Below are 23,864 nucleotides of genomic sequence, written 5' to 3' on the forward strand. Positions count from 1 at the left end.
GTTTGCCGTAGCTATTATATAACAGATCATTCCGTGCACAGATTTTAGTTAAAAGACTAATGAAAGGTTGAGTTGTTGGGTGTGTTTTTAATAGCCAGTTTCTTAAATAAGAACCCTTGAGTACTACAGATAGATAAGGATCAAACTCCGTACAATTTCTGAAGGTTATCCTGGTTTGTGTTGACTGAAGCGTTCTTCCAACATTAAATTCATTGTAAGGCGACTGATTACATAGTTGTATGTATTTAGCATAAGCTTGATGAACCAAAGAGCTGCTATTATATAGCCTTGAAGAATATTCATTTGTAATAGAGCGATTTTTGCTAAAACTCCACGAACCGTTATTACCAGTGATGTAATAATCATCTATGGAAAGCTCAAATTGCCCCGATGGTTGTATTCGTTCACTTGCTAAGAGTAATGATATTAATATTTCTTCTACTTTGGATGGCTTGGATAAGGATTCATAAGAAAGGTTAGAAAACTTCGCAGCGCTGACAGTTTCTCTTTTTCTCTGTTCTGGAATAATAACTACTAATGTTGGATCTTAGAGAGCCATCTGCTTTTAAATGTTGCTCTAGAATTGTTTTTTGCTCTTCCAGCGTCATAGGTTCAACACGATTTTGTATGTAAGACCGAGTGTAACTACAATTTAATAACATGCGTTCTATCAGTATGCCGTCATTTGAGTACGATATTGCTTTCCATAATGGATTAAAATACTTTCTCCTTAAAGCAAAAGATACTTTATGCGAGTTATTGATTCCTCGTTCAATTAAACTTCTTACTTCATCGCTTAAGTTTGGTAGTGATGATTTAGCTTCTATTATTTCTGGAACTGAAAGTAAGTAATCCCTCTGTTCTCTCAATATTTTTAGCATGACAACAGAAAATTCCCTGAGTGATTTAATTAACGTTGCATCATCATACTCTATCGGTTCGATTAGCTCAGAAAGTGCAGGCTTGGGCTTGCCCGTATCGCGTGAAATTCTTGGTATTCTAGCTTGCGTAGCTTTAACTCTAGCGATATTTTCTAAATTAATATTGTCTTGCTTTGTGTACCACTTAAGAGCAACGTTAATTGAAGCGATATAATGGCTAATGCTTCGCCCCTTAGACTTTCGGTAATTAGTGTAGTCTGGATGAATGGCTGTTACATCAGATATATGTTGATGACCATAGCGTTTATCAAGGAACATAAATAAATTGCTGAAAATATCATATTTTCCTTTGCGAGTATGTGGTGACTGCGATAAAAAGTCTTTAGACTTACAATAAGCTATGATCGACAAACATAAAGGGTCAGTGATAAGGCTTGAGGGAATTGTCAGATTTTCAAACCTTGCCACCTGATCTACTCTACGGTTATGTGTACTAAGAACAGAAATTTGTACAGTCGTTGGATCACTATTTAATTGAGTAATCTCAGCAGGTGCATAGTCAGACAACCAATTTTTGTTTTGATTTATATCTTTCATTGTCCATCCAGCGTTGATATCTCATGCTCCGACTTACTAGTCTCTCGGTTTACCAAAATAGCTTCGATTGTTATGTAGACAGACAAGGTTGACTTATCAACATGCCCAAGACGAATTAAAAGAAGTTCCTTCGGATCTGTTCCTGCCTCATACGCTTCTCCTACAAGGTCTGTTGCATAACTATGCCTACCAGAGTGAAAGCTAAGATCCCTCAGCGATTTCTTTGAAATGATGAATCTTCGATCTGGGTTTGAGCAGAGTTCGTAGTATGAGGATAGCAATGTTGGCATCGCTTTATTTAGCGCATCTTTGAACCATTTCGTCGCGGGTGTGCTGCCGCTAGAAAAAGGGAGGCCATCCGAACGACATAAGAGATCGCCTTCGGGGAACTTTTGACGAGGACCTTTTAGAAAGCGCTCAATCAATGTTAAATCGTTTTTCTTAATAACAATTGGTCGTCCTTTATCTCCTTTTTTAGAGACAATATCGATCTCTATCGAAGACTCACCGCGAGAACGCATCTCAGCAATATCACTACGCAACCCACTAGTATTGAAATTCCCTGCTAGGGTGACTTCATGAGCCCTTAAACCACTGTTTCTCCCTAAACGTATCCCTATGAGGTTTCGTAAACGAACGAACTTACTTTGTCCATTTACATTTTCTTCAATGACCTTAAAAAGTAACCGATCTATATATTGTGACTTCACTCTTCTTGGGGTAAGGGTGTTTGTAACTATGCTTTTACGGGTTTTGTATTTGCCGTGTGGAAAAGAGTATGTTTTGTGAGAATATAGGATCGGGAGCGTGTCACGGGCTTTGTTGCTTAAATCGATGGAACTAAATCTAGAAGCTACGATCTGATCGGCTACACCCATCAATCGTCGTAGCCTCATGCCTAAACCTCGTTACAAAACAACTAACTGGAAGCAGTACAACAAAGCCTTAATCAACCGTGGTTCTCTGACCTTTTGGATTGATGAGGAAACGATAGCTGAGTGGAAACAAAACAAACAAGGCAAGCGTGGTAGACCTCGCCGGTTCAGCGACTTAGCCATTACTACTGCACTGATGGTGAAACGCATTTTCTCTATGCCATTGAGAGCGCTACAAGGTTTTCTAGACTCTGTATTTAAGCTAGCTAATATCCCGCTAGTTTGTCCACACTACACCTGTATAAGCCGTCGAGCCAAGGAAGTTGAGATTTCATTTAAAACTAAAACCAGAGGTGCGATACAACACCTGGCAATTGATGCCACTGGCCTCAAAGTTTATGGCGAAGGTGAATGGAAGGCTAAGAAGCATGGTACTGATGGGAAGCGCAGAGTATGGCGTAAGTTGCATATCGCAGTAGATACGAGCACCCACGAGATAATCGCAGCAGAGCTGAGTTTATCGAACGTAACCGATGCCGAAGTGCTCCCCAACTTACTCAAGCAGACACGTCGTAAAATCATCGAGATATCAGGTGATGGTGCTTATGACACAAGGAGTTGTCACGATGCTATACGAATCAAGGGAGCAGTTCCGCTCATTCCGCCACGAGAAGGGGCAGCCTTCTGGGAGCAAGGACACCCTCGAAATTTAGCAGTAGGTTGCCAGAAGCTCTACGGTTCCAACGAGAAGTGGAAAAAGCGGTATGGCTATCATAAGCGCTCACTATCAGAGACAACAATGCATCGGGTGAAACAGTTGTTAGGTGGAAAATTAAGCTTAAGAAACTACAACGCTCAGGTTGGCGAAACTTATGCCATGATCAAAGCGCTGAACAAGCTAACAGGGCTTGGTATGCCTGAAACTCAGTATGTTGTTTAAGAAGCGTTCAACATGGGACTGCCATGTCTTCTCACCGAATTAAGCAACAAAGCCCGTGTCACGAGCAAACAGATAAAATGGACGTAATGATGATATTGCTCTAAGAATCGTTGATTCGCCGTTTTTTCGTTCAGCTCTTAGATAACCTAGATATCCTGCTAGGTCATTATCAGTTAACAACTTCCAATCTAAAGGTGCCTGTCTTGGATTGTTTGGGAACTCAAGCGTATTAAAAAAGAGAACTAAGTCACTTGCCCGAACTTTTTGCGTGCTTAATTTCGCACCATTTGCTGAGCCTAGTAGAAGATATAAAGAGGCAGAAACGTGGAAGTGTCCCTCGGTTCCAAATGGAATGTCATCACGAACTACAAAATAGGTATCGATTGAACCAATTGAACTTTGAATTCCTGTGACTTTAATTTTTTTCCACATAGGCTTATGATCACACTTATACGATGAAGCACTATGTTGACTTAAGTAGAAGATTAAAAATTAGTCAACAAAAAGTTGTTAAACGTGGAGCTTCGGATAAACGTTCCAACCAACAATCACATCTGGGTCAAATTGCTTAAACCACGCGATTAAAGCATCGAGCAAAGCCTTCTCGTCTTTTACCCATTGAATTGGCGTGTCTGATTGTTCTGGCTTACCAATCATGATTACACGTGAATCGACAGGGCTGTCTAAACCAATGGAATAGAGGATGCCTTTTTCAGAGCACTCTAAGTCGAGGGAGACCACATGCAGCTTAGGTTGATATTCGCCTGTTCGACACTTTGCGTTTTGGACGCGTTGGAACCCGTTTCGAGATTGTAGATTCCCGGTAAACTCCATGCTGCCTTTGATAAAGCGTTCCATCAGATAACGATCGGCAAGTCGTACATCGCCCTCAAAATGGACGATGTCGTTTTGCTTAAGTTCATCTTGTAGGGCGAACGCGTCTTTTGTGGTCTGGGTATAACATGCAGCTAAAGGCGTGAGCTGGAAGTTCTTTAACTCTAGTTGGCGTATGTCGACAGCAATTTGCTTAGCAGCGGCAAATTGCTTGGTTTGTTCGATTTGCGCTTGTTCAATAAAGAAGACAGGTCTTTCTCCTTGAATCAACAATTGGGTCGGACCATTCTCGGTCGAAAGCCACAACTCGATTTGAGTTTGACCTTTGATGTCTCGGGCTTGGCGAGTGAGAAGGAAGCCTTGTTGGATGTTCAATAGAGAGAAACCTTGTAAATCAATGAAGAACGTATTCTATCATTAAGAACTGTAAAAATAACCAGTGAAAAGTAATGCTCTATTTTGCTGGTTAAATCGTGGTGCCTTGGGTGTACAAAAGCTGAGATAGGTCGCTTATGGAATAACCATTTATGGGTGATATTGCGTTTTGCTGAGCAAAGTGAAATCTAGCTGCTTGATTTATTGGAGCTTATGTTGTTAATTAGCTTGTCTTAAAATTCGGCTTTGCACAGAGCACACTCAAATAATAGAGTGGTTTATGAATAAGTTCTTGCCAAACTTTGCGTTTAAGCACATATTCATAGAAAGCAATTTTTTGCCATATGTGTTAGTATATAGGCACTCATACTGATATCCACATTTGACAAATGTTATGTGGGTGCAGAGCCAATAAAAGTGTGGAGATACAAGTTTGATAAATGTTTTCCTTGTAGATGATCACGAGCTGGTTCGCACAGGGATACGACGTATTATTGAAGACGTCCGTGGAATGAACGTAGCAGGAGAAGCTGACAGCGGTGAAGAAGCAGTAAAATGGTGTCGTAGTAATCATGCTGACGTCGTTTTAATGGATATGAACATGCCAGGAATAGGCGGCTTGGAAGCCACGAAAAAGATTCTTCGCGTGAATCCTGATGTAAAAATCATCGTACTAACCGTTCATACGGAAAATCCGTTCCCAACTAAAGTGATGCAGGCGGGTGCTTCTGGTTATTTAACTAAAGGCGCGGGTCCTGATGAAATGGTTAACGCAATTCGTGTGGTTAACAGTGGGCAGCGTTACATCTCGCCAGAGATTGCGCAGCAGATGGCATTGAGTCAATTCTCACCTGCCTCAGAAAACCCATTTAAAGACCTCTCTGAACGCGAACTGCAGATCATGATGATGATCACCAAAGGCCAGAAAGTAACGGATATTTCTGAACAATTGAATTTAAGTCCAAAAACAGTCAACAGTTACCGCTACCGACTGTTTAGCAAGCTGGACATTAATGGTGACGTTGAGTTGACACACTTAGCGATCCGCCACGGAATGCTGGACACCGAGACCCTTTAGTGTGAATCAACCCTTCGATTCGGCTTCCTTTCTCAAGACAGTAACTCATCAGCCCGGCGTTTACAGAATGTACAACGCCGAGGCTGTTGTCATTTATGTAGGCAAAGCCAAAGATCTCAAAAAGCGCCTCTCAAGCTACTTTCGTAAAAAAGTAGATAGCGAGAAAACGCGCGCCCTCGTAAGCAATATTGCTAAGATTGATGTCACGGTCACTCATACCGAGACGGAAGCGCTCATCCTTGAGCACAACTACATCAAGCAATACTTACCGAAATACAACGTACTTCTGCGTGACGATAAATCGTACCCTTACATTTTTATTAGTGGCCACAAACATCCGCGATTGTCTATGCATCGTGGTGCGAAAAAGCGCAAAGGTGAATACTTTGGGCCGTATCCTGATTCGGGCGCGGTACGAGAAACCTTGCACCTTTTGCAGAAAACCCTCCCTGTTCGCCAGTGTGAAGATACGGTCTATTCCAACCGAACGCGTCCATGTTTGATGTATCAAATTGGCGCTGTGCGGGACCGTGTGTGAGCACGATTATTTCGGATGAAGAATACGCCGAGCTGGTGGGCTTTGTTCGTTTGTTTTTGCAGGGCAAAGATAAGCAAGTACTTGAGCAGCTTATTGAGAAAATGGAAGTGGCAAGCCAACAACTTCGTTTTGAAGATGCGGCTAAATTCCGCGACCAGATCCAAGCGATTCGACGCGTACAAGAACAGCAATACGTTTCAGAAGACAGCATGGATGATATGGACGTGCTTGGTTTTGCCCAAGAAAACGGCATTGCTTGTATCCATATCTTGATGATTCGTCAGGGTAAAGTGTTAGGCAGTCGCAGTCACTTCCCTAAGATTCCACAGAACACCAGTCAGCAAGAAGTGTTTGATAGCTTCCTTACTCAGTACTACTTAAGCCATAACGAGGCGCGTACTATTCCTTCTCGCATTATCTTGAATCAAGAGCTAGGTGGCGATATCGAGCCTATTCAGCAAGCTCTGAGTGAAGTAGCGGGGCGTAAGGTTCAATTCCACACCTCACCGACAGGGTCGCGCGGTCGTTACCTCAAGTTGTCCAATACCAATGCGTTGACGGCGATTACCACTAAGATCAATCACAAGATGACCATCAATCAGCGTTTCAAAGCACTGAGAGAAGTCTTGGGTATGGAAACCATCGCTCGGATGGAGTGTTTCGATATCTCGCATACGATGGGCGAGAGCACTATTGCTTCCTGTGTGGTGTTCAACAGTGAAGGTCCAGTCAAGCAAGAGTATCGTCGCTACAACATCACAGGCATTACGGGTGGTGATGATTACGCAGCGATGGGACAGGCATTAGAGCGCCGCTATTCGAAGCAACTTGATGTAGAGAAGATACCTGACATTATTTTTATCGATGGTGGTAAAGGGCAATTGAATCGTGCTCATGAAATCATTTCGCAGTACTGGGGAGATTGGCCAAAGCGTCCGACTATGATTGGTATTGCAAAAGGGGTGACACGTAAACCAGGTCTTGAAACCTTAATTACCGTAGATGGTGAAGAATTCAACTTGCCAAGTGATGCACCAGCGTTGCACCTGATCCAACATATTCGAGATGAGAGCCATAACCATGCAATCGCAGGGCACAGAGCGAAACGTGGAAAAACGCGTCGCACCAGTGCTTTAGAGGGAATTGAAGGCGTTGGACCAAAACGTCGTCAAGCTTTGCTCAAATACATGGGTGGTTTACAGGAATTAAAGCGTGCAAGTGTCGAAGAAATCGCCAAAGTACCGGGAATTAGTCACTCTTTGGCAGAAATTATTTTCCAAGCATTGAAACAATAAGGAAAATCCCGCAACATTAAGCCGCAATGTGTAAGAGAATAATAAAATGCGTTTGAATATCCCGAACATTCTATCTCTACTAAGACTGTTCCTAATCCCAGTTTTTGTGGTTGTTTTCTATCTACCTTACTCTTGGGCTCCTTTTGCAGCAGCAATGGTTTTCTGGGTTGCAGGGTTTACCGATTGGTTAGACGGCATGCTAGCTCGTAAGTTAGGCCAAACCTCTCGTTTTGGTGCCTTCATCGACCCAGTCGCTGATAAGGTCTTAGTCGCCACTGCTCTGATTATGATTACGGAGCACTACCACACAATTTGGGTAACCATTCCTGCGGTAACTATGATAGCGCGAGAAATCATCATCTCTGCATTGCGTGAATGGATGGCAGAAATCGGTAAACGAGCCAGTGTTGCGGTTTCTTGGGTCGGTAAAGTAAAAACCGTGTCTCAAATGTTCGCATTGTGGGTGTTGATCTGGCGTTACGATGATTGGATGGTATGGCTAGGCTTTGGTGCTCTTTATATCGCAACCTTCCTAACGTATTGGTCAATGGTTCAATACTTAGCGGCAGCGAAAGATGATTTGCTCAACGAAGAGCACCATTAATCAAACAACACATAAATAGCATTTTAAGAAGCAGGCGATATAGCCTGCTTTTTTTATGCCTCGGATTTGTGATGAAGAAAAATGTGACGTGAGTCTTGTTTTTAATCCGACTAAACGCTTAGTGCGGTTTGTTCCTTTAATTATCGATAGTTAATACAAGAAGGAACGCCACAGAATAGGTGAAAGGTGTAGCTCGATATTCATGATAAACAAGAGTATTTGGGCTAATCTCAGTATTAAAACTAATCAATTTACCGTCTTTCGCACAAATTCTGGTCAAACGATTTAAAAAAATAAAAATAGTGTTGACTCGATCGTCCGAATCCGTAGAATGCACTCCGTACCCAAGAGAGCACTGCTTGAAAGGGTGGTGAAAGAAGCAATGCTTACTTCACAAATGAGGCGCCTTGGCAGAGTGGCTATGCAGCGGATTGCAAATCCGTGGACCTCGGTTCGACTCCGGGAGGCGCCTCCATTATTCTCTTGTAGAATGAATGCGACACTAGCTCAGTTGGTAGAGCGCAACCTTGCCAAGGTTGAGGTCACGAGTTCGAACCTCGTGTGTCGCTCCAAATAAAAATGATATGGCGTTAAGCGGTATCAGATGATGGTGTTTTACTTTTCTGTAAAGGCATCACAAAGAAATTTGTGTGCCCTGGTGGTGGAATTGGTAGACACAAGGGATTTAAAATCCCTCGACGTTCGCGTTGTGCCGGTTCAAGTCCGGCCCGGGGCACCATCTCAAATCTGCGACACTAGCTCAGTTGGTAGAGCGCAACCTTGCCAAGGTTGAGGTCACGAGTTCGAACCTCGTGTGTCGCTCCAGATTCGGAAAGCCCAGCATTTATGCTGGGCTTTTTCGTTTCTATCGATTCAACTTCAACGAGCTCAGTTTTCTCATCCCCAGAGCTTCACATCGCTGATCAGAATCGGTTTCTCACATCTTCAATATTATACCAATCGTAGTAAATAACTGGTCATTCTAGCTTGTTAAAATACTCGATAACTGCGTTGCAATTTTTGATTGTAGAATAACTACTTATCGAAAAATTGCGCCTTGTTCTCAAGCATTTTCCCTACGCTATTTCTGATCACTTATTTACTGTGATTGGTATTAGCTTTAGGGCTTCCTAAGTTTACTGAGTTGCTTCCTGACTCTTCCTTTGAGCATTTCAGATGATCCACTTCTGACGCTAATTTCTGCGATAGATATCAATATTACGGAAAATGAACTGAGTAAACGTTTGCTGTGATTGTGATCTCAATCAATATGCAACCTGTGAAAACATATTGCCAGAAGATTTTAGTTTGTGATAAATTCGCGCGCAATCTCGGAGCGTATTATTACGACTTTGATTCTCTGGGGGATACGCGTAGTGAACATTCAAGCTGATTGTGACACTACGTAGGGTAGGTATCGGCAAAGCCATTTGTCGATAGACGGGATACTAGTGCTGTAAGAAACAGCATGTTAATGGGAAACCCAACATTGAAACCTTTAAACAAACACACACTAATCAGCTTCATACTGCCGAAATGTCCTGTTTTACAAAACGGGTGCATTACGGAACCTTGATTACTCCCCAATCAAAATAAAAAGTCACGCTCGTCGTGACGGGTTATCTGTATTTGTCATTTAATCGATGACGAATGCGGAGGTGTATCTATATCTCCTGTTATTTAATACTAACGAGAATAAATACAGGAAAGAGAATCATTATAATTCAAGGGATTATGTAGTATGAGCACTGCCTTTGAAGTCGATAACACTATCGCAAATTACTTTTCCTCCCAGGTTCCTGTTGTTGAAGGAATCTACGATTTAACGCCTGATCAAGTTCTTATCGAACAAGCAGAGCATGAATCTGAGGTTCGTTCTTACCCACGTCGTCTACCAATCGCGATTAAGCAAGCTTATGGCTGTTTGGTTGAAGATACGCGTGGTCAAATTTTCCTAGATTGTCTTGCTGGTGCGGGTACATTGGCTTTGGGTTATAACCACCCAGAGATTAACCAAGCGCTAAAAGAACAATTGGATTCTGGTTTGCCGTACCAGACTCTGGATATCGCAACGTCTGCGAAAACGGATTTCATCAAGTCTGTTAAAGGCTTTTTACCGCAAGAGCTGAGCGACAACTGTGTGATTCAGTTCTGTGGCCCTTCAGGTGCAGACGCGGTTGAGGCAGCAATCAAACTTGCCAAACAAACCACAGGTCGTAACACCATGTTCGCTTTCCGCGGTGCCTACCACGGTATGACGAACGGCACCATGGGTATGATGGGGAACTTGGGCACCAAAGCTCGTCGTACTGGCTTGATGTCAGACGTGCACTTTATGCCTTTCCCTTACAGCTTACGTTGCCCGTTTGGCCTAGGTGGAGATGAAGGTGCGAAAGCAAGCATTCGCTACATCGAGCGTCTACTGAACGACGACGAAGCAGGCATCATGAAGCCAGCAGCAATCATTGTAGAGCCAGTACAAGGTGAGGGCGGTGTGATTCCTGCGCCTGCATTCTGGCTACGTGAGCTGCGCCGCATCTGTGACGATCACGGTATCCTACTGATTTTTGACGAAATTCAATGTGGTGTTGGTAAGTCGGGCTACAACTTCGCATTCGAAGAAGCGGGCATTGTTCCTGATATTTTGTGTTTGTCTAAAGCGATCGGTGGTGGCTTGCCAATGTCACTATTGGTGATCAACAAGCAACACGACACATGGAAGCCAGGTGAACACACTGGTACTTTCCGTGGTAACCAGCTTGCAATGGTATCAGGTGCGAAAGCATTGGAAATCATTCAACGTGACAACCTTGTTGAGCACGCCAATGTTGCAGGTCAATACCTTCGTTTTGGTCTTGAGAGCATTCAAAAACGCGTAAACTGCATTGCAGACGTACGCGGCAAAGGTTTGATGCTTGGCGTTGAGATTAAACATCCAAGTGGCGAGCTAAACAAGTTTGGTGAGCCGTTGTCAGATGGCCAGCTTACTCTTGCTATCCAACGTGCGGCGCTTGAGCGTGGATTGATGGTAGAAAAGGGCGGCCGTGACGGCTCCGTCATTCGTTTCCTTCCTCCGCTTATCATTTCTTTTGAGCAAATTGACTTTGCACTTCGTGTTCTGGAAGACGCAATTATCGCTGCAGGCGGTAGCCACGTTGAAGCAGACCCACAAGACGAGTGGAAAAAGCACTTCATTCAAACCGGTGAACTTGGTGGTACTGAGTTTGCGTCCGTGATGAATCACATGACTGCAGCAATGAAATCGGTGTTTGAGCAGGTGAATGCACCATACTCAGGAATGGAGCCTAAACTGCTGGAAGCGGCGATTAACGCGGTCGATCTGGACAACAAAAACGCATCGCTAAAGTCAGTGATTGATGAAGCAGCAGAGCTTGTTGCGAAGAATGCGATTTTCACTCAGCACCCAGATTGCATTGCTCACCTACATACGCCTCCTCTCATGCCTGCGGTAGCGGCAGAAGCCATGATTGCAGCATTGAACCAATCAATGGATTCATGGGATCAAGCATCGTCTGCGACTTACGTTGAGCAGAAGGTTATCAACTGGCTTTGTGACAAGTACGAGCTTGGTGATAAGGCAGATGGCATCTTCACTAGCGGCGGCACACAAAGCAACCAGATGGGCCTAATGCTGGCGCGTGACTGGATTGCTGACAAGCTAAGTAACCACTCAATTCAGAAGCTGGGTCTTCCAGAATACGCGGACAAACTTCGTATCGTATGTTCGAAGAAATCGCACTTCACGGTTCAAAAGTCAGCATCTTGGATGGGGCTGGGTGAGAAAGCCGTGATGACCGTCGATGCGAACGCTGACGGCACAATGGACATTTCTCAGTTAGATCAAGTTCTAACTCAGGCAAAAGCAGAAGGTTTGATTCCATTCGCTATTGTTGGCACCGCGGGTACGACCGATCACGGCGCAATTGACGATCTTGATTTCATTGCTGATATGGCAGCGAAACATGAGATGTGGATGCACGTGGATGGTGCTTACGGTGGCGCATTGATACTTAGCAGCCACAAATCACGCCTGAAAGGTGTAGAGCGTGCACACTCGATCAGTGTCGACTTCCACAAACTGTTTTACCAAACAATCAGCTGCGGCGCGTTGCTGGTGAACGACAAGTCGAACTTTAAGTTCCTGCTTCATCATGCTGACTACCTAAACCGTGAACATGATGAGCTACCAAACTTGGTCGACAAATCTATCGCAACGACGAAGCGTTTTGATGCATTGAAAGTCTTTATGACGATGCAAAACGTGGGTCCTAAGGCGCTTGGCGATATGTACGATCACTTATTGGTACAAACGCAGCAGGTTGCCGACATGGTTCGGAACCACGAGCAGTTTGAACTTCTTGCTGAACCAGCACTTTCTACGGTTCTATTCCGTGCAACCAATGTACGCACAAACAACGCATCTGCAGATTTAGATGAACTGAACAAAGCGTTGCGTCTTGAAGCGTTGACTCGCGGTATCGCAGTTCTTGGTGAAACCATCGTTGATGGTAAGACCGCTCTTAAATTTACGATTTTGAATCCTTGTCTAACGACAGCGGACTTTGAATCTTTGCTCTTGAAAATCAACACGCTAGCAGTTGAGCTAGTTTAATAAAGGTAACGGAAAACTATGGCAGTTCTACAGATTGGTGCAGGCGGCGTTGGCTGGGTTGTTGCACATAAAGCAGCACAAAACAACGACGTTCTGGGTGATATCACAATCGCATCACGTACTATCGGTAAGTGTGAGAAGATCATCGAATCGATTCAGAAGAAAAACAACCTGAAAGATTCAGCTAAGAAACTAGACGCGCGTGCAGTGAATGCTGACGACGTAGATTCTCTGGTTGCTCTTATTGAAGAAGTAAAACCGGATCTAGTGATTAACGCGGGTCCTCCGTGGGTTAACATGCCAATCATGGAAGCGTGTTACCGAGCAAAAGTTTCATATTTAGATACATCAGTAGCGGTTGACCTATGTTCTGAAGGCCAACAAGTGCCTGAAGCTTACGACTGGCAATGGGGTTACCGTGAGAAGTTCGAAGAGGCGGGTATCACGGGTATCCTAGGCGCGGGTTTCGATCCAGGCGTAGTATCAGTATTCGCGGCGTACGCAGTGAAGCATCTGTTTGATGAAATTGACACTATCGACGTAATGGACGTGAACGCGGGCGACCACGGTAAGAAGTTTGCGACCAACTTTGACCCAGAAACGAACATGCTTGAGATCCAAGGCGATTCGTTCTACTGGGAAAACGGCGAGTGGAAACAAGTACCTTGTCACTCTCGTATGCTAGAGTTCGATTTCCCGAACTGTGGTTCACACAAAGTGTACTCAATGGCGCACGATGAAGTTCGCTCAATGAAAGAGTTCATCCCTGCGAAACGCATTGAATTCTGGATGGGTTTCGGTGACCGTTACCTAAACTACTTCAATGTAATGCGTGATATCGGCCTATTGAGCCCAGACCCGCTAACGCTGCACGATGGTACAGTCGTACAACCTTTGCACGTATTAAAAGCGATGTTGCCAGATCCAACGTCTCTAGCACCAGGCTACACTGGCCTAACGTGTATCGGCACTTGGGTTCAAGGTAAGAAAGACGGTAAAGAGCGTAGCGTGTTTATCTACAACAACGCAGACCACGAAGTGGCTTACGAAGATGTAGAACACCAAGCGATCTCTTACACAACAGGTGTGCCTGCTATCACTGCAGCGCTGCAATTCTTCCGTGGCGAATGGGCAGATAAAGGTGTGTTCAACATGGAACAGCTAAACCCAGACCCGTTCCTAGAAACAATGCCAACTATCGGTCTTGATTGGCATGTTCAGGAATTAGAAGCAGGTCAAGGTTTGCCGCTGATTCACGAACTGAACAAATAAGTTTAACGTCAAACTTATTTAGATTACTCGAGCAGTCATGGCGTGAAGCCGTGGCTGCTTTTGTTGTATTTAAGGTTAACCCCTCCCAGCCTCCCCTTGAAAAGGGGAGGAGCAAAGAAAGGCCGAGCTTAGTTTCAAATCTTCCACTTTTAAAAGGGGGGAAGTTGAGGCAAACCGAGTACAGTTTCCACTTTCCTTTTTAAGGGGAGTAGCAGAAACAGACTGATCGTGGCTTCAATCTCTCCACTTTTTTGGCAAGAGTAGAGGTGGCTTGGTTTAATCCTCCCCCTTTCTAAGGGGGAGTTAGAGGGGGTTAATCGTTGATAAATGGTTAGTTATGAGTAAAGAACAACTGAAAACCCCGTACTTCATGATCAATGAAGACAAGTTGGTTGAGAACTTAGAGAAAGCAAAACAGCTGAAAGATATCTCTGGTGTGAAACTGGTGTTGGCACTGAAGTGCTTCTCAACATGGGGTGTGTTCGACATCATCAAACCTTACCTAGACGGGACAACCAGCTCTGGCCCGTTTGAAGTAAAGCTTGGCTACGAAACTTTCGGCGGTGAGACGCATGCATACAGCGTGGGCTACAGCGAAGATGATGTCCGTGAAGTAGCAGATATCTGCGACAAGATGATCTTCAACTCTCAATCACAGCTGGCGGCATACCGTCATATTGTTGAAGGTAAAGCATCGATTGGTTTGCGTTTAAACCCGGGTGTAAGCTACGCAGGTCAAGATTTAGCGAACCCAGCACGCCAATACTCTCGTTTGGGCGTACAAGCTGACCACATCAAGCCAGAAATTTTCGATGGTATTGATGGCGTGATGTTCCACATGAACTGTGAGAACAAAGACGTAGACGCATTTATCGGCTTGCTTGATTCGATCTCAGAGCAGTTTGGCGAGTACCTAAACAAGCTAGACTGGGTCAGTATGGGCGGTGGTGTATTCTTCACATGGCCGGGCTACGACATCGAGAAGCTAGGTCTTGCGCTAAAAGCTTTCTCAGAAAAACATGGTGTGCAAATGTACCTAGAGCCGGGCGAAGCCATTATTACCAAGACCACGGATCTTGTCGTGACTGTGGTAGATATCGTTGAGAACGTGAAGAAGACAGCGATTGTGGATTCGGCAACGGAAGCGCATAGACTAGATACCTTGATTTACAATGAGCCAGCGTCAATTCTGGAAGCGTCTGAAAGCGGCGAGCACGAATACGTCATTGGTTCGTGTTCTTGTCTGGCTGGTGACCAGTTCTGTGTGGCGAACTTTGAGCAACCACTAGAGATTGGTCAGCGTCTGCATATTCTGGATAGCGCGGGTTACACCATGGTGAAGCTGAACTGGTTTAACGGTCTACGTATGCCATCTGTGTACTGCGAGCGTTCAAGCGGCGAGATTCAAAAACTGAACGAGTTTGATTACTCAGATTTCAAACGTTCGTTGTCTCAATGGACAGTGAAGTAACCACCAAATTGTCCAAGACAAAACGAAAAAGAGCAGCATAACGCTGCTCTTTTTACTGGATGAAAGAGTAGGCACAGCGTGTTAACCTTCTACAATAACGCGCGTATCTTCACTTAGTGCTTCTAGCTCGTTCGCTACGTCATCAATGCCCAACTCACTTGGCAACTTAATCGCCATTTTTGCACTGAATAGACTTGAGCTAACACCGCCGCCGCCAGCAATAAACACACGTTGGCAGTCCATATCAAGAATTGAGATGCCTTGCCCGTCCAAGACATGAGTGATTTCATTGACGATACCAGCTCGGTCGTTGGCATCCAGACGCAATTGAAAAACCGTCTCTTGAGCGTGAGCATACGGTTCTGAATCAACAAATCTCACTACCAATGTTTGGCAAGCAGAGAACGCTTCTTTAACGATATCTACGTTCTTTTCAGGAAGTTCAACCTTGATAACACCGGCGACCTGATCCTCAATAAAATTCACTTTACTGATTAACCATTTGCCGTCGTTTTCATGTGTAACCGCTGCTAACTGTTTAATGGTTGCGGGTGATGCCTGACCAACAAAATTAACGATAAACACTGTGTTCATAATGTCCCCTCCCGGAATAAGGTTTGGGTGCGGCACGGTTAGACGTATCGCTGTAGTGATTTGAGCTTAAGGTTCAAGAACTTAAGTTATTGGAATTTTTCCTTAATTTCAGTGTAGGTGCTGGGGGAGGGTTATGTTTGACGAAGGTCAATTTTTGACGCTAATTCGTGATGCAAATAATGAAAACTATGCTTGGGGCACAAAAAAAGCAGCCCGTGAGCTGCTTCTTAAATGTTTGGTTTTAGAAGGTTACCTTCATTTCGAAACCGTAGAAGACGTTGTCGTAGCTTGCGCCAGCGTCCATCGCGAATTTCGCGGCATCTTGGTTGCCGAACCAAGGAGACGAGCTGAACTGGAATTCTGCGCTACCGCCCCAAGCATCGGATACCCAGTAGTGGATATGACCTACAGGGTTTAGGAAGAACAGAGATACATCACCCACTGTCTCTGAACCCATTACTTCACCGCCGCCAGCAATAATGTCTTGCTCGGCTGTTAGCATCATTTCCCCTACCACGGCACCAAAAAATGGAGTAATAAACAAGTCTTGCCATGATGGGACTTCAGCAAACGCTTCGACACCGTATTCCCAGAAGAAAGTCGACATGGTTGCTGAGTATAGGAACGATTCAAACTCGTTGTAACCCGCGTGACGCGCCGCTGTGTAGTAAACACCACCAAAGTAAGGGTGCATGATGTAGTTTAGGAAGTGTTCATCACGATCCCAAACTGGACCGTCTGAAACGTTATCTTTCCACTTACTACCGAGCTTACTCATGTCACGATCTTCTTCGTCCCATTTGGTAATGCTTTCTGGTAGTAACGTCATCAAACCAACAGTCGCCACACTCAAACCGAGAATGGTATAAGTTTGACCCATTAGGTAATCCCAATCTTTGTCTTTTGGCACGATCATGTGCTTTGGTTGAAGACCTGCGTCGAGATTTAAGGAATCATCGCTATCCAACCCCATAGCAAAGCTACGATTTTGTGGTTCGAAGCTATACAGAGTAGTCGTTTCGCAGTAACCTGACAGGCAATCAGGCGTGTAAGAGAACTCGATATGGTTACTCATATCGTACTGGCTCGCGTTCGCCGCAGCTGACGCAGTCAGAACAAGACCACTTAGAGTTTTCTTGAACATGGATGATTTTGACACAGAGGTCTCCGAGTTGTTGGTTTGATGATCGGGCTCACAATTATCCCTTAAAAGAACAGCCATTTAAATACTTGACCTACATTTAATCTCAACAAATTAACTAAGAGATTAGTCTAATAAAATGAAAACGATATAGGCACAATGTCGAAAAAATGTGGATTTTGCCTATTTTCAGGAGTCAGTTGTGAAAATTGCTATGCTTAGTACCGGTGAAGAAGTCCTTCACGGTGATATTGTTGATACAAATGCTGCTTGGCTGTCGAGCTTATTTTATCAGCATGGATTTGGCTTAACGAAACGCTCAACCGTTGGTGACAAGCAGTCGAGTCTAATTGAAGAATTCCTAATGCTCAGCTTCAATAACGATGTGGTCATCGTTAATGGTGGCTTAGGACCAACCACAGATGACATGAGTGCGGCGGCAGCAGCAAAAGCCGCTGAGTGTAAGCTTGTGTTGTTCAAAGATTGGTTAGAGCATCTAGAGGCAATGTATGCGCGTCGTGGTATTCCAATGCCAGACAGCAACCTAAAACAAGCTATGTTGCCAGAGACGGCAGAAATCGTAGATAACCCAATTGGTACCGCTTGCGGTTTTAAGATGCTGATCAATGATGCCGTCTTTTATTTTACCCCTGGCGTACCAAGCGAATTTAAGCTGATGGCAGAAACGCAAATTTTGCCAGATTTGAAAAAACTGTTCCCTGAAGTCGAAAGTTCGTCTTGCAGCCGAATTTATACGTTTGGTCTGTCGGAGTCTGGTATCTCAGATAAGCTTGACCAAATGAAACTGCCACAAGGCTATGAGCTTGGCTATCGCTCGTATTTACCTTTTATTGAAGTGAAGCTGTTTGGTCCATCCAATCAAGTAGAACAGCGCATGAAGCTCATGCAGATCATTCACAAGCACCTTGAAAGCAATACGGTGAGTGTCGATATGCCAATGGTCGATCACGTAGGTCAATTGCTGGTGGATAAAGGATTAACCTTATCCGTTTCAGAGAAAAGCAGTGCAGGGTACTTAACCTATTGGCTTAACGGTGATGAGAACGTTGAAAAGCAATTTGGTCATGGCTGGGTATTAGCAGGTCAGAGCCAAACCATTACAGACGAAGGTGATCCGTTAGCGGCGACGTTTGCGCTCGCGGGAGCGACGCGTGAGAAGTGTGGTACTGATTTAGCGTTAGTCACAGGTAAGCTTGATGAGGGCGTTTTCTCTGTCGCACTTTCCACTTCTACGGGTGAGTGGGGGGCGTTGTACAAGCTATCGAGAAAATATCAACGCGATGATCAAGTCAAAGTCATCAGTGCGGCAGCGCTAGATATGTTGCGCCGTTATTTAGAGCGGAAGCCAATGTCAGCACAATATGCTTTCTTAGAGAAAGTGAAAGAGATGCATATTCCGAGCAGCGCACTTTAATACTGTTGCTTTAAAACGGTAGATAACAAAAAGCCAAGGCACATGCCTTGGCTTTTTAGTATTCACTGCTGCTAAATCTACGCGCGTTTCTCTTTCATCGCGTAGTTCACACCACTGAGCGAAACACTGGATTTCGCTTTGCAAATACATGGCAGAATCTCATCTGGCTGAGTATAAGCCATAGCAAAACCAACATACTCCACTTCACCTGACTCTAACTTACAGCGGCAAGCACCACAGTGTCCGTCACGGCAGTTGTATTCAGGGAGTAAGCCAGCTTGTTCCATCGTCTCCAAAATCGTATTGGATGGGTTGGACTCAATGCTGACGAGTTTGTTGATTTTGATGCTTGGCATTACAGCTCAAATCCTTCGAAGTCGTCTGCGCTTACTTCGTTGTCAATCTGACCAACAAGGTAAGATGAAATTTCTGCCTCTTGTGGCGCAACCTGAACGTTATCCGATGACAACCAAGCGTTGATCCATGGGATAGGGTTTGAAGTTGCTTCAGGGTATGCCATTGGTAGACCTACCGCTTGCATACGGATGTTGGTGATGTACTCAACGTACTGGCTCAGGATGTCCTTGTTCAGACCGATCATTGAACCGTCTTTGAATAGGTATTCTGCCCATTCTTTTTCTTGCTCAGCCGCTTCTTTGAAAAGACCAAAACAGTCTTGTTTTGCTTCTTCAGCGATTTGCATGAATGTGAAGTCATCTTGGCCGTTACGTAGCAAGTTGATCATGTGTTGTGTGCCGTTCAGGTGAAGGGCTTCATCACGAGCGATCAGCTTGATGATTTTCGCGTTACCTTCCATTAGCTCACGCTCTGCGAACGCGAATGAACAAGCGAAACTTACGTAGAAGCGGATTGCTTCTAGTGCGTTTACTGACATCAGACACACGTACAGTTTCTTCTTCAGATCGTACAGGCTAACTTTAACCGTTTCGCCGTTCAGAACGTGCTCGCCTTCACCGTAACGGTGGTAGTCATTTGTCGCTTGGATTAGGTCATCGTAGTAGTGTGCGATGTCTTTTGCGCGCTTAAGGATGTGCTCGTTTTCAACGATGTCATCGAATACCACACTTGGATCATTCACGATGTTACGGATGATGTGTGTGTATGAACGAGAGTGAATCGTTTCAGAGAAAGACCAAGTCTCGATCCAGGTTTCTAGCTCAGGCAGAGAAACAAGCGGTAGCAGTGCAACGTTTGGGCTACGACCTTGAATTGAGTCAAGCAGCGTTTGGTACTTCAGGTTTGAGATGAAGATGTGCTTCTCGTGGTCTGGTAGCTTGTTGTAATCGATACGATCGCTTGATACGTCCACTTCTTCCGGACGCCAGAAGAAAGACAATTGCTTTTCGATTAGCTTTTCGAAGATCTCGAATTTTTGTTGGTCGTAACGAGCAACGTTCACTGATTGACCTAGGAACATTGGTTCCTTTAGTTGGTCGTTTTTGTTCTGGTTAAAAGTACTGTAAGCCATAATGCCTCAATTCCTTTTAGACCTCCCCAAGCGGGGAGGTGTTCGATTGTTTGTTTCTACGGATTGTTAGGGTGGGTAAGATTAAATCTTACAACCGCCGCCTGCACAATCGTCATCTTGTGGTTGAACTGCGTCTTTCTGGTCGTCTTTCGCGCCGTCACGAGTGTTATGGTAGTAAAGTGTCTTCACACCAAACTTGTACGCAGTTAGAAGGTCTTGAAGAAGTTTCTTCATTGGAACCTTACCGCTCTCGTAACCAGAAGGGTCGTAGTTTGTGTTTGCAGAGATCGCTTGGTCAACGAATTTCTGCATGATGCCCACAAGATGTAGGTAACCGTCGTTAGAACCGATGTTCCATAGCAGTTCGTAGTTGTCTTTCAGTTCAGTGAAATCTGGAACAACTTGCTTCAAGATACCGTCTTTCGACGCTTTAACAGATACGAAACCGCGTGGTGGCTCAATACCGTTTGTCGCGTTAGAGATCTGAGAAGAAGTCTCAGATGGCATTAGCGCTGTCAGTGTTGAGTTACGTAGACCGTGTTCCATGATCTCTTGACGTAGGCTATCCCAATCGTAGTGCAGTTCTTCTTCACAGATTAGGTCAACGTCTTTCTTGTAAGTGTCGATTGGCAATAGGCCTTTCGCGTAGTTCGTTTCGTGGAACGAAGGACACTTACCTTGTTCTTTTGCTAGCGCTACAGATGCTTTCAATAGGTAGTATTGAATCGCTTCAAACGTGCGGTGAGTTAGACCGTTAGCGCTGCCGTCAGAGTACTTAACGCCGTTCTTCGCTAGGTAGTATGCGAAGTTGATAACACCAACACCCAACGTACGACGGTTCATTGTCGACTTGTATGCCGCTGGTAGTGGGTAATCTTGGTAATCAAGCAGTGCATCTAGTGCACGTACTACAAGCTCAGATAGCTCTTCGAAGTCATCTAGAGACTTGATAGCACCAAGGTTGAACGCTGATAGCGTACACAGAGCGATCTCACCCGAATCATCTTCAACGTTTTTCAGAGGCTTAGTTGGCAGTGCGATTTCCAAACATAGGTTTGATTGACGAACTGGCGCTACTTCTGAATCGAATGGGCTGTGAGTGTTACAGTGGTCCACGTTCTGAATGTAGATACGGCCTGTTGATGCGCGCTCTTGCATTAGCAGAGTGAACATTTCGATCGCTTTAACCGTTTCTTTCTTGATTGAAGGATCGTTTTCGTATTTCACGTATAGACGTTCGAATTCTTCTTGGTTTTCGAAGAAAGCGTCGTACAGACCCGGTACGTCTGATGGTGAGAACAACGTGATGTTGCCACCTTCTACCAGGCGTTGGTACATCAGTTTGTTCAACTGAACACCGTAGTCCATGTGACGAACACGGTTCTCTTCAACACCACGGTTGTTCTTAAGAACCATTAGCGAACGAGCTTCACCGTGCCACAGTGGGTAGAACACAGTCGCTGCACCGCCACGAACACCACCTTGAGAACAACACTTAACGGCTGTTTGGAAGTATTTGTAGAATGGGATACAACCTGTGTGGAATGCTTCACCACCACGGATTTCAGAACCTAGCGCACGGATACGACCTGCGTTGATACCAATACCAGCACGTTGAGAAACGTAACGCACGATTGAGCTTGCTGTCGCGTTGATAGAATCAAGGCTATCACCACACTCGATAAGTACACATGAGCTGAACTGACGAGTAGGGGTACGTACACCAGACATGATTGGTGTAGGTAGAGAAATCTTAAATGTTGACGTCGCATCGTAGAAACGCTTGATGTAGTCAAGACGCGTTTCTTTCGGGTAGTTAGCGAATAGGCAAGCAGATACAAGGATGTATAGGAACTGCGCACTTTCGTAGATCTCACCAGATACACGGTTTTGTACGAAGTATTTGCCTTCTAGCTGTTTTACTGCTGCGTAAGAGAAATCCAGATCGCGCTTGTGGTCAAGGTACGCATCAAGCTCGTCCAGTTCAGCTTTCGTGTAGTCTTCTAGAATGTGTTGATCGTACTTACCCATATCAACAAGACGAGCTACGTGGTTGTACAGCGTTGGTGGCTCGTATTGGCCGTATGCTTTTTTACGTAGGTGGAATACCGCTAGGCGAGCAGCTAGGTATTGGTAATCCGGTGTCTCTTCAGAGATCAGGTCTGCTGCAGACTTGATGATAGTCTCGTGGATATCTGTCGTCGTAATGCCGTCGTAAAACTGGATGTGAGCGCGTAGTTCTACTTGTGATACCGAAACGTTATTCAGGCCTTCTGCAGCCCACGTAATAACGCGATGGATTTTTTCCAGATCGATAGTTTCTTTGCGGCCATCACGCTTTGTGACGGTAAGTTGTTGGTTCATTCTGCTTTATTTCCCTAAGAAAACTGATAAAAGCCGTGTTTTTGTTTGTTTATGTGCAAAACTTGTAAAATTTGCGGCGGCTTTGTGATCAAAGTCTATCTATATATTGTAGTCGAAACACAACATATAGGGGTTCATTTGTTTGCGAGTTACAAGATAGTGCTATTACCCTGAGTTTTCAAGGTACAGGTTTGGGATGACTTGTGGATAACTAACAAAATAAAAAAAATCAGTAAGTGAACACTAACCGATGAGAAAAGGGCTGACTTGAATGGGGAAAATTACGTTTTTCAGATCGGTTCATAAATAACCGCATGTAAAAATATTTTCCTTGATCTTTGACAGTTTTTGTTTGTTAAAAACAGATTGGTCAAAATGGAATCTAGAGCACTTTTTTTCTACAGAAATTGACAAAAAAAGCGGCGCTTCTGTGCTACCGCTTTTCAATAAATTTCATATTACTCTTCGCCAAACTGGCGAGGCAATAATGATTCTATTAATCAATATTTAACAGTGTGAACGATGTAGTTTACATCCACATTACGACCGAGTTTGTAGCTGTCGTTAAGAGGGTTGTAGTGCAAACCCGTAATACCCATTTCAGTTAGGTCGGTTTGGTCAATCATCTTCATCATTTCTGCCGGTTTGATGAACTTCTCATGGTCATGAGTTCCTTCAGGCACAATCTTGAGTAGCTTTTCGGCACCGACAATAGCAAATAAGTAAGATTTGATGTTGCGGTTTAAGGTAGAGAAGAATACGTGGCCACCAGGTTTCACCAATGCCGCGCAAGAGCGAATCACAGACAGTGGGTCAGGAACGTGCTCAAGCATCTCCATACAAGTCACGACATCATAAGTGCCTGCATTTTCTGCTGCGTGGTCTTCGATAGTGCTTTGGATATAAGTCAGCTTAGTGCCTGTCTCAAGAGCATGAAGACGTGCCACTTCTAATGGCTCTTTGCCCATATCAAGACCGGTAACGACGGCGCCTTCTTTTGCCATGCTTTCCGCAAGGATGCCACCACCACAGCCAACATCGAGCACTTTTTTGCCAAATAGGCCGTCAGCTTTCTCTAGGACATAGTTCAAGCGAAGCGGGTTAATTTGATGAAGTGGTTTGAACTCGCCTTCTAAATCCCACCAACGAGAAGCCATCTCTTCGAATTTCTTAATTTCACTTGGGTCGACGTTTTGTGCTTTTGTCATGATAGTTATATCGCTTCGCTAATAGTCCTTTGGAAGGCGTGATTATACTCCAATGGTACGATACGTTAAAACTGCTTCTTTTCTCACAATCGCTACAGGAGAGATTTTTGAGCGGTGTTGGTGGAAATATAGTCAGTTTTCATAAAGATATGGGATGAATGTGCAAATTCTCTTCATTTAACTCATAACGAAGCTCACAACCTGATAAAACGAGTGGGAAAGTGATGCCCCGTTGATGAA

General features: G+C 44.5%; 16 protein-coding genes, 4 tRNA genes and 2 pseudogenes. 12 read left to right on the forward strand and 10 right to left on the reverse strand.

The window, feature by feature from the left end; all coding sequences use genetic code 11:
* Window positions 1-476: 476 nt before the first annotated feature.
* Both KJB05_RS06895 and KJB05_RS06900 read right to left on the reverse strand, forming a co-directional pair.
* On the reverse strand, window positions 477-1,478 hold the full coding sequence (locus tag KJB05_RS06895) for a hypothetical protein (RefSeq protein WP_208446305.1): 1,002 nt from the start codon (window positions 1,476-1,478) through the stop codon (window positions 477-479).
* A complete protein-coding gene (locus KJB05_RS06900) occupies window positions 1,475-2,356 on the reverse strand; it encodes a site-specific integrase (RefSeq protein WP_208446304.1) in 882 nt (293 codons plus the stop codon). The genes KJB05_RS06895 and KJB05_RS06900 overlap by 4 nt, the downstream gene beginning before the upstream one ends.
* Before the next feature lie 16 nt (window positions 2,357-2,372).
* Between KJB05_RS06900 and KJB05_RS06905 the strand changes: the two genes are divergently transcribed.
* The gene (locus KJB05_RS06905) at window positions 2,373-3,293 is read left to right on the forward strand and encodes an IS5 family transposase (protein ID WP_213053073.1); all 921 of its coding nucleotides are present in this window, start codon (window positions 2,373-2,375) and stop codon (window positions 3,291-3,293) included.
* Window positions 3,294-3,332: 39 nt separating this feature from the next.
* Here the strand turns inward: KJB05_RS06905 and KJB05_RS06910 are convergent, their stop codons facing one another.
* Complete coding sequence (locus KJB05_RS06910) at window positions 3,333-3,725, reverse strand: site-specific integrase (protein WP_208445943.1); 393 nt, start codon at window positions 3,723-3,725, stop codon at window positions 3,333-3,335.
* Window positions 3,726-3,824: 99 nt separating this feature from the next.
* Window positions 3,825-4,502, reverse strand: a pseudogene (locus tag KJB05_RS06915) (DNA polymerase II); the annotation flags it as partial.
* 433 nt (window positions 4,503-4,935) lie between these two features.
* Between KJB05_RS06915 and uvrY the strand changes: the two are divergent.
* The 10 genes and pseudogenes from uvrY to nspC all read left to right on the forward strand — a co-directional run bounded on the left by uvrY (window position 4,936) and on the right by nspC (window position 15,393).
* Window positions 4,936-5,580, forward strand: a complete 645-nt coding sequence (gene uvrY / locus KJB05_RS06920; protein WP_005434947.1) for a UvrY/SirA/GacA family response regulator transcription factor — start codon at window positions 4,936-4,938, stop codon at window positions 5,578-5,580.
* A gap of 1 nt (window position 5,581) precedes the next feature.
* Window positions 5,582-7,413: pseudogene (uvrC, locus tag KJB05_RS06925) on the forward strand (excinuclease ABC subunit UvrC).
* 46 nt (window positions 7,414-7,459) lie between these two features.
* Window positions 7,460-8,017: a CDP-diacylglycerol--glycerol-3-phosphate 3-phosphatidyltransferase gene (pgsA, locus tag KJB05_RS06930; RefSeq protein ID WP_009706909.1), complete on the forward strand. Its 558-nt coding sequence runs from the start codon at window positions 7,460-7,462 to the stop codon at window positions 8,015-8,017.
* A 401-nt stretch (window positions 8,018-8,418) separates the two neighbouring features.
* Window positions 8,419-8,492: transfer RNA gene (locus KJB05_RS06935), tRNA-Cys, on the forward strand.
* Window positions 8,493-8,513: 21 nt separating this feature from the next.
* Window positions 8,514-8,589, forward strand: a tRNA-Gly gene (locus tag KJB05_RS06940).
* 80 nt (window positions 8,590-8,669) lie between these two features.
* A tRNA-Leu gene (locus KJB05_RS06945) sits at window positions 8,670-8,756 on the forward strand.
* Between the two features lie 10 nt (window positions 8,757-8,766).
* A tRNA-Gly gene (locus KJB05_RS06950) sits at window positions 8,767-8,842 on the forward strand.
* 916 nt (window positions 8,843-9,758) lie between these two features.
* Window positions 9,759-12,650, forward strand: a complete 2,892-nt coding sequence (locus KJB05_RS06955) for a pyridoxal phosphate-dependent class III aminotransferase (protein ID WP_208445944.1) — start codon at window positions 9,759-9,761, stop codon at window positions 12,648-12,650.
* 18 nt (window positions 12,651-12,668) lie between these two features.
* Entirely contained in the window at window positions 12,669-13,922 is a 1,254-nt protein-coding gene (locus tag KJB05_RS06960; protein WP_009706907.1) for a carboxynorspermidine synthase, read from the forward strand.
* 337 nt (window positions 13,923-14,259) lie between these two features.
* A complete protein-coding gene (gene nspC, locus KJB05_RS06965; protein WP_045416258.1) occupies window positions 14,260-15,393 on the forward strand; it encodes a carboxynorspermidine decarboxylase in 1,134 nt (377 codons plus the stop codon).
* A gap of 81 nt (window positions 15,394-15,474) precedes the next feature.
* On the opposite strand, the gene KJB05_RS06970 is transcribed toward nspC, so the two are convergent.
* The gene (locus tag KJB05_RS06970) at window positions 15,475-15,987 is read right to left on the reverse strand and encodes an ACT domain-containing protein (protein ID WP_039987755.1); all 513 of its coding nucleotides are present in this window, start codon (window positions 15,985-15,987) and stop codon (window positions 15,475-15,477) included.
* A 241-nt stretch (window positions 15,988-16,228) separates the two neighbouring features.
* Window positions 16,229-17,131: a DUF3943 domain-containing protein gene (locus KJB05_RS06975; protein WP_208445952.1), complete on the reverse strand. Its 903-nt coding sequence runs from the start codon at window positions 17,129-17,131 to the stop codon at window positions 16,229-16,231.
* A gap of 199 nt (window positions 17,132-17,330) precedes the next feature.
* On the opposite strand from KJB05_RS06975, the gene KJB05_RS06980 reads away from it, so the two are divergent.
* Window positions 17,331-18,563, forward strand: a complete 1,233-nt coding sequence (locus KJB05_RS06980) for a CinA family nicotinamide mononucleotide deamidase-related protein (protein ID WP_039987757.1) — start codon at window positions 17,331-17,333, stop codon at window positions 18,561-18,563.
* Window positions 18,564-18,640: 77 nt separating this feature from the next.
* Here the strand turns inward: KJB05_RS06980 and yfaE are convergent, their stop codons facing one another.
* From yfaE to ubiG, 4 genes are all read right to left on the reverse strand, one after another.
* Window positions 18,641-18,919 carry a class I ribonucleotide reductase maintenance protein YfaE gene (gene yfaE, locus KJB05_RS06985; RefSeq protein WP_005443370.1) on the reverse strand — a complete coding sequence of 93 codons (279 nt, stop codon included), beginning with the start codon at window positions 18,917-18,919 and terminating at the stop codon, window positions 18,641-18,643.
* On the reverse strand, window positions 18,919-20,052 hold the full coding sequence (gene nrdB / locus KJB05_RS06990) for a class Ia ribonucleoside-diphosphate reductase subunit beta (protein WP_208445945.1): 1,134 nt from the start codon (window positions 20,050-20,052) through the stop codon (window positions 18,919-18,921). The genes yfaE and nrdB overlap by 1 nt, the downstream gene beginning before the upstream one ends.
* 81 nt (window positions 20,053-20,133) lie before the next feature.
* Window positions 20,134-22,416 (reverse strand): class 1a ribonucleoside-diphosphate reductase subunit alpha, encoded by a 2,283-nt coding sequence (gene nrdA, locus KJB05_RS06995; RefSeq protein ID WP_005443373.1) that lies wholly within the window; start codon window positions 22,414-22,416, stop codon window positions 20,134-20,136.
* A gap of 500 nt (window positions 22,417-22,916) precedes the next feature.
* A complete protein-coding gene (gene ubiG, locus KJB05_RS07000) occupies window positions 22,917-23,624 on the reverse strand; it encodes a bifunctional 2-polyprenyl-6-hydroxyphenol methylase/3-demethylubiquinol 3-O-methyltransferase UbiG (protein ID WP_208445946.1) in 708 nt (235 codons plus the stop codon).
* Window positions 23,625-23,864 lie beyond the last annotated feature (240 nt).

Source organism: Vibrio sp. B1ASS3 (assembly GCF_905175355.1).
GTDB lineage: Bacteria > Pseudomonadota > Gammaproteobacteria > Enterobacterales > Vibrionaceae > Vibrio > Vibrio owensii.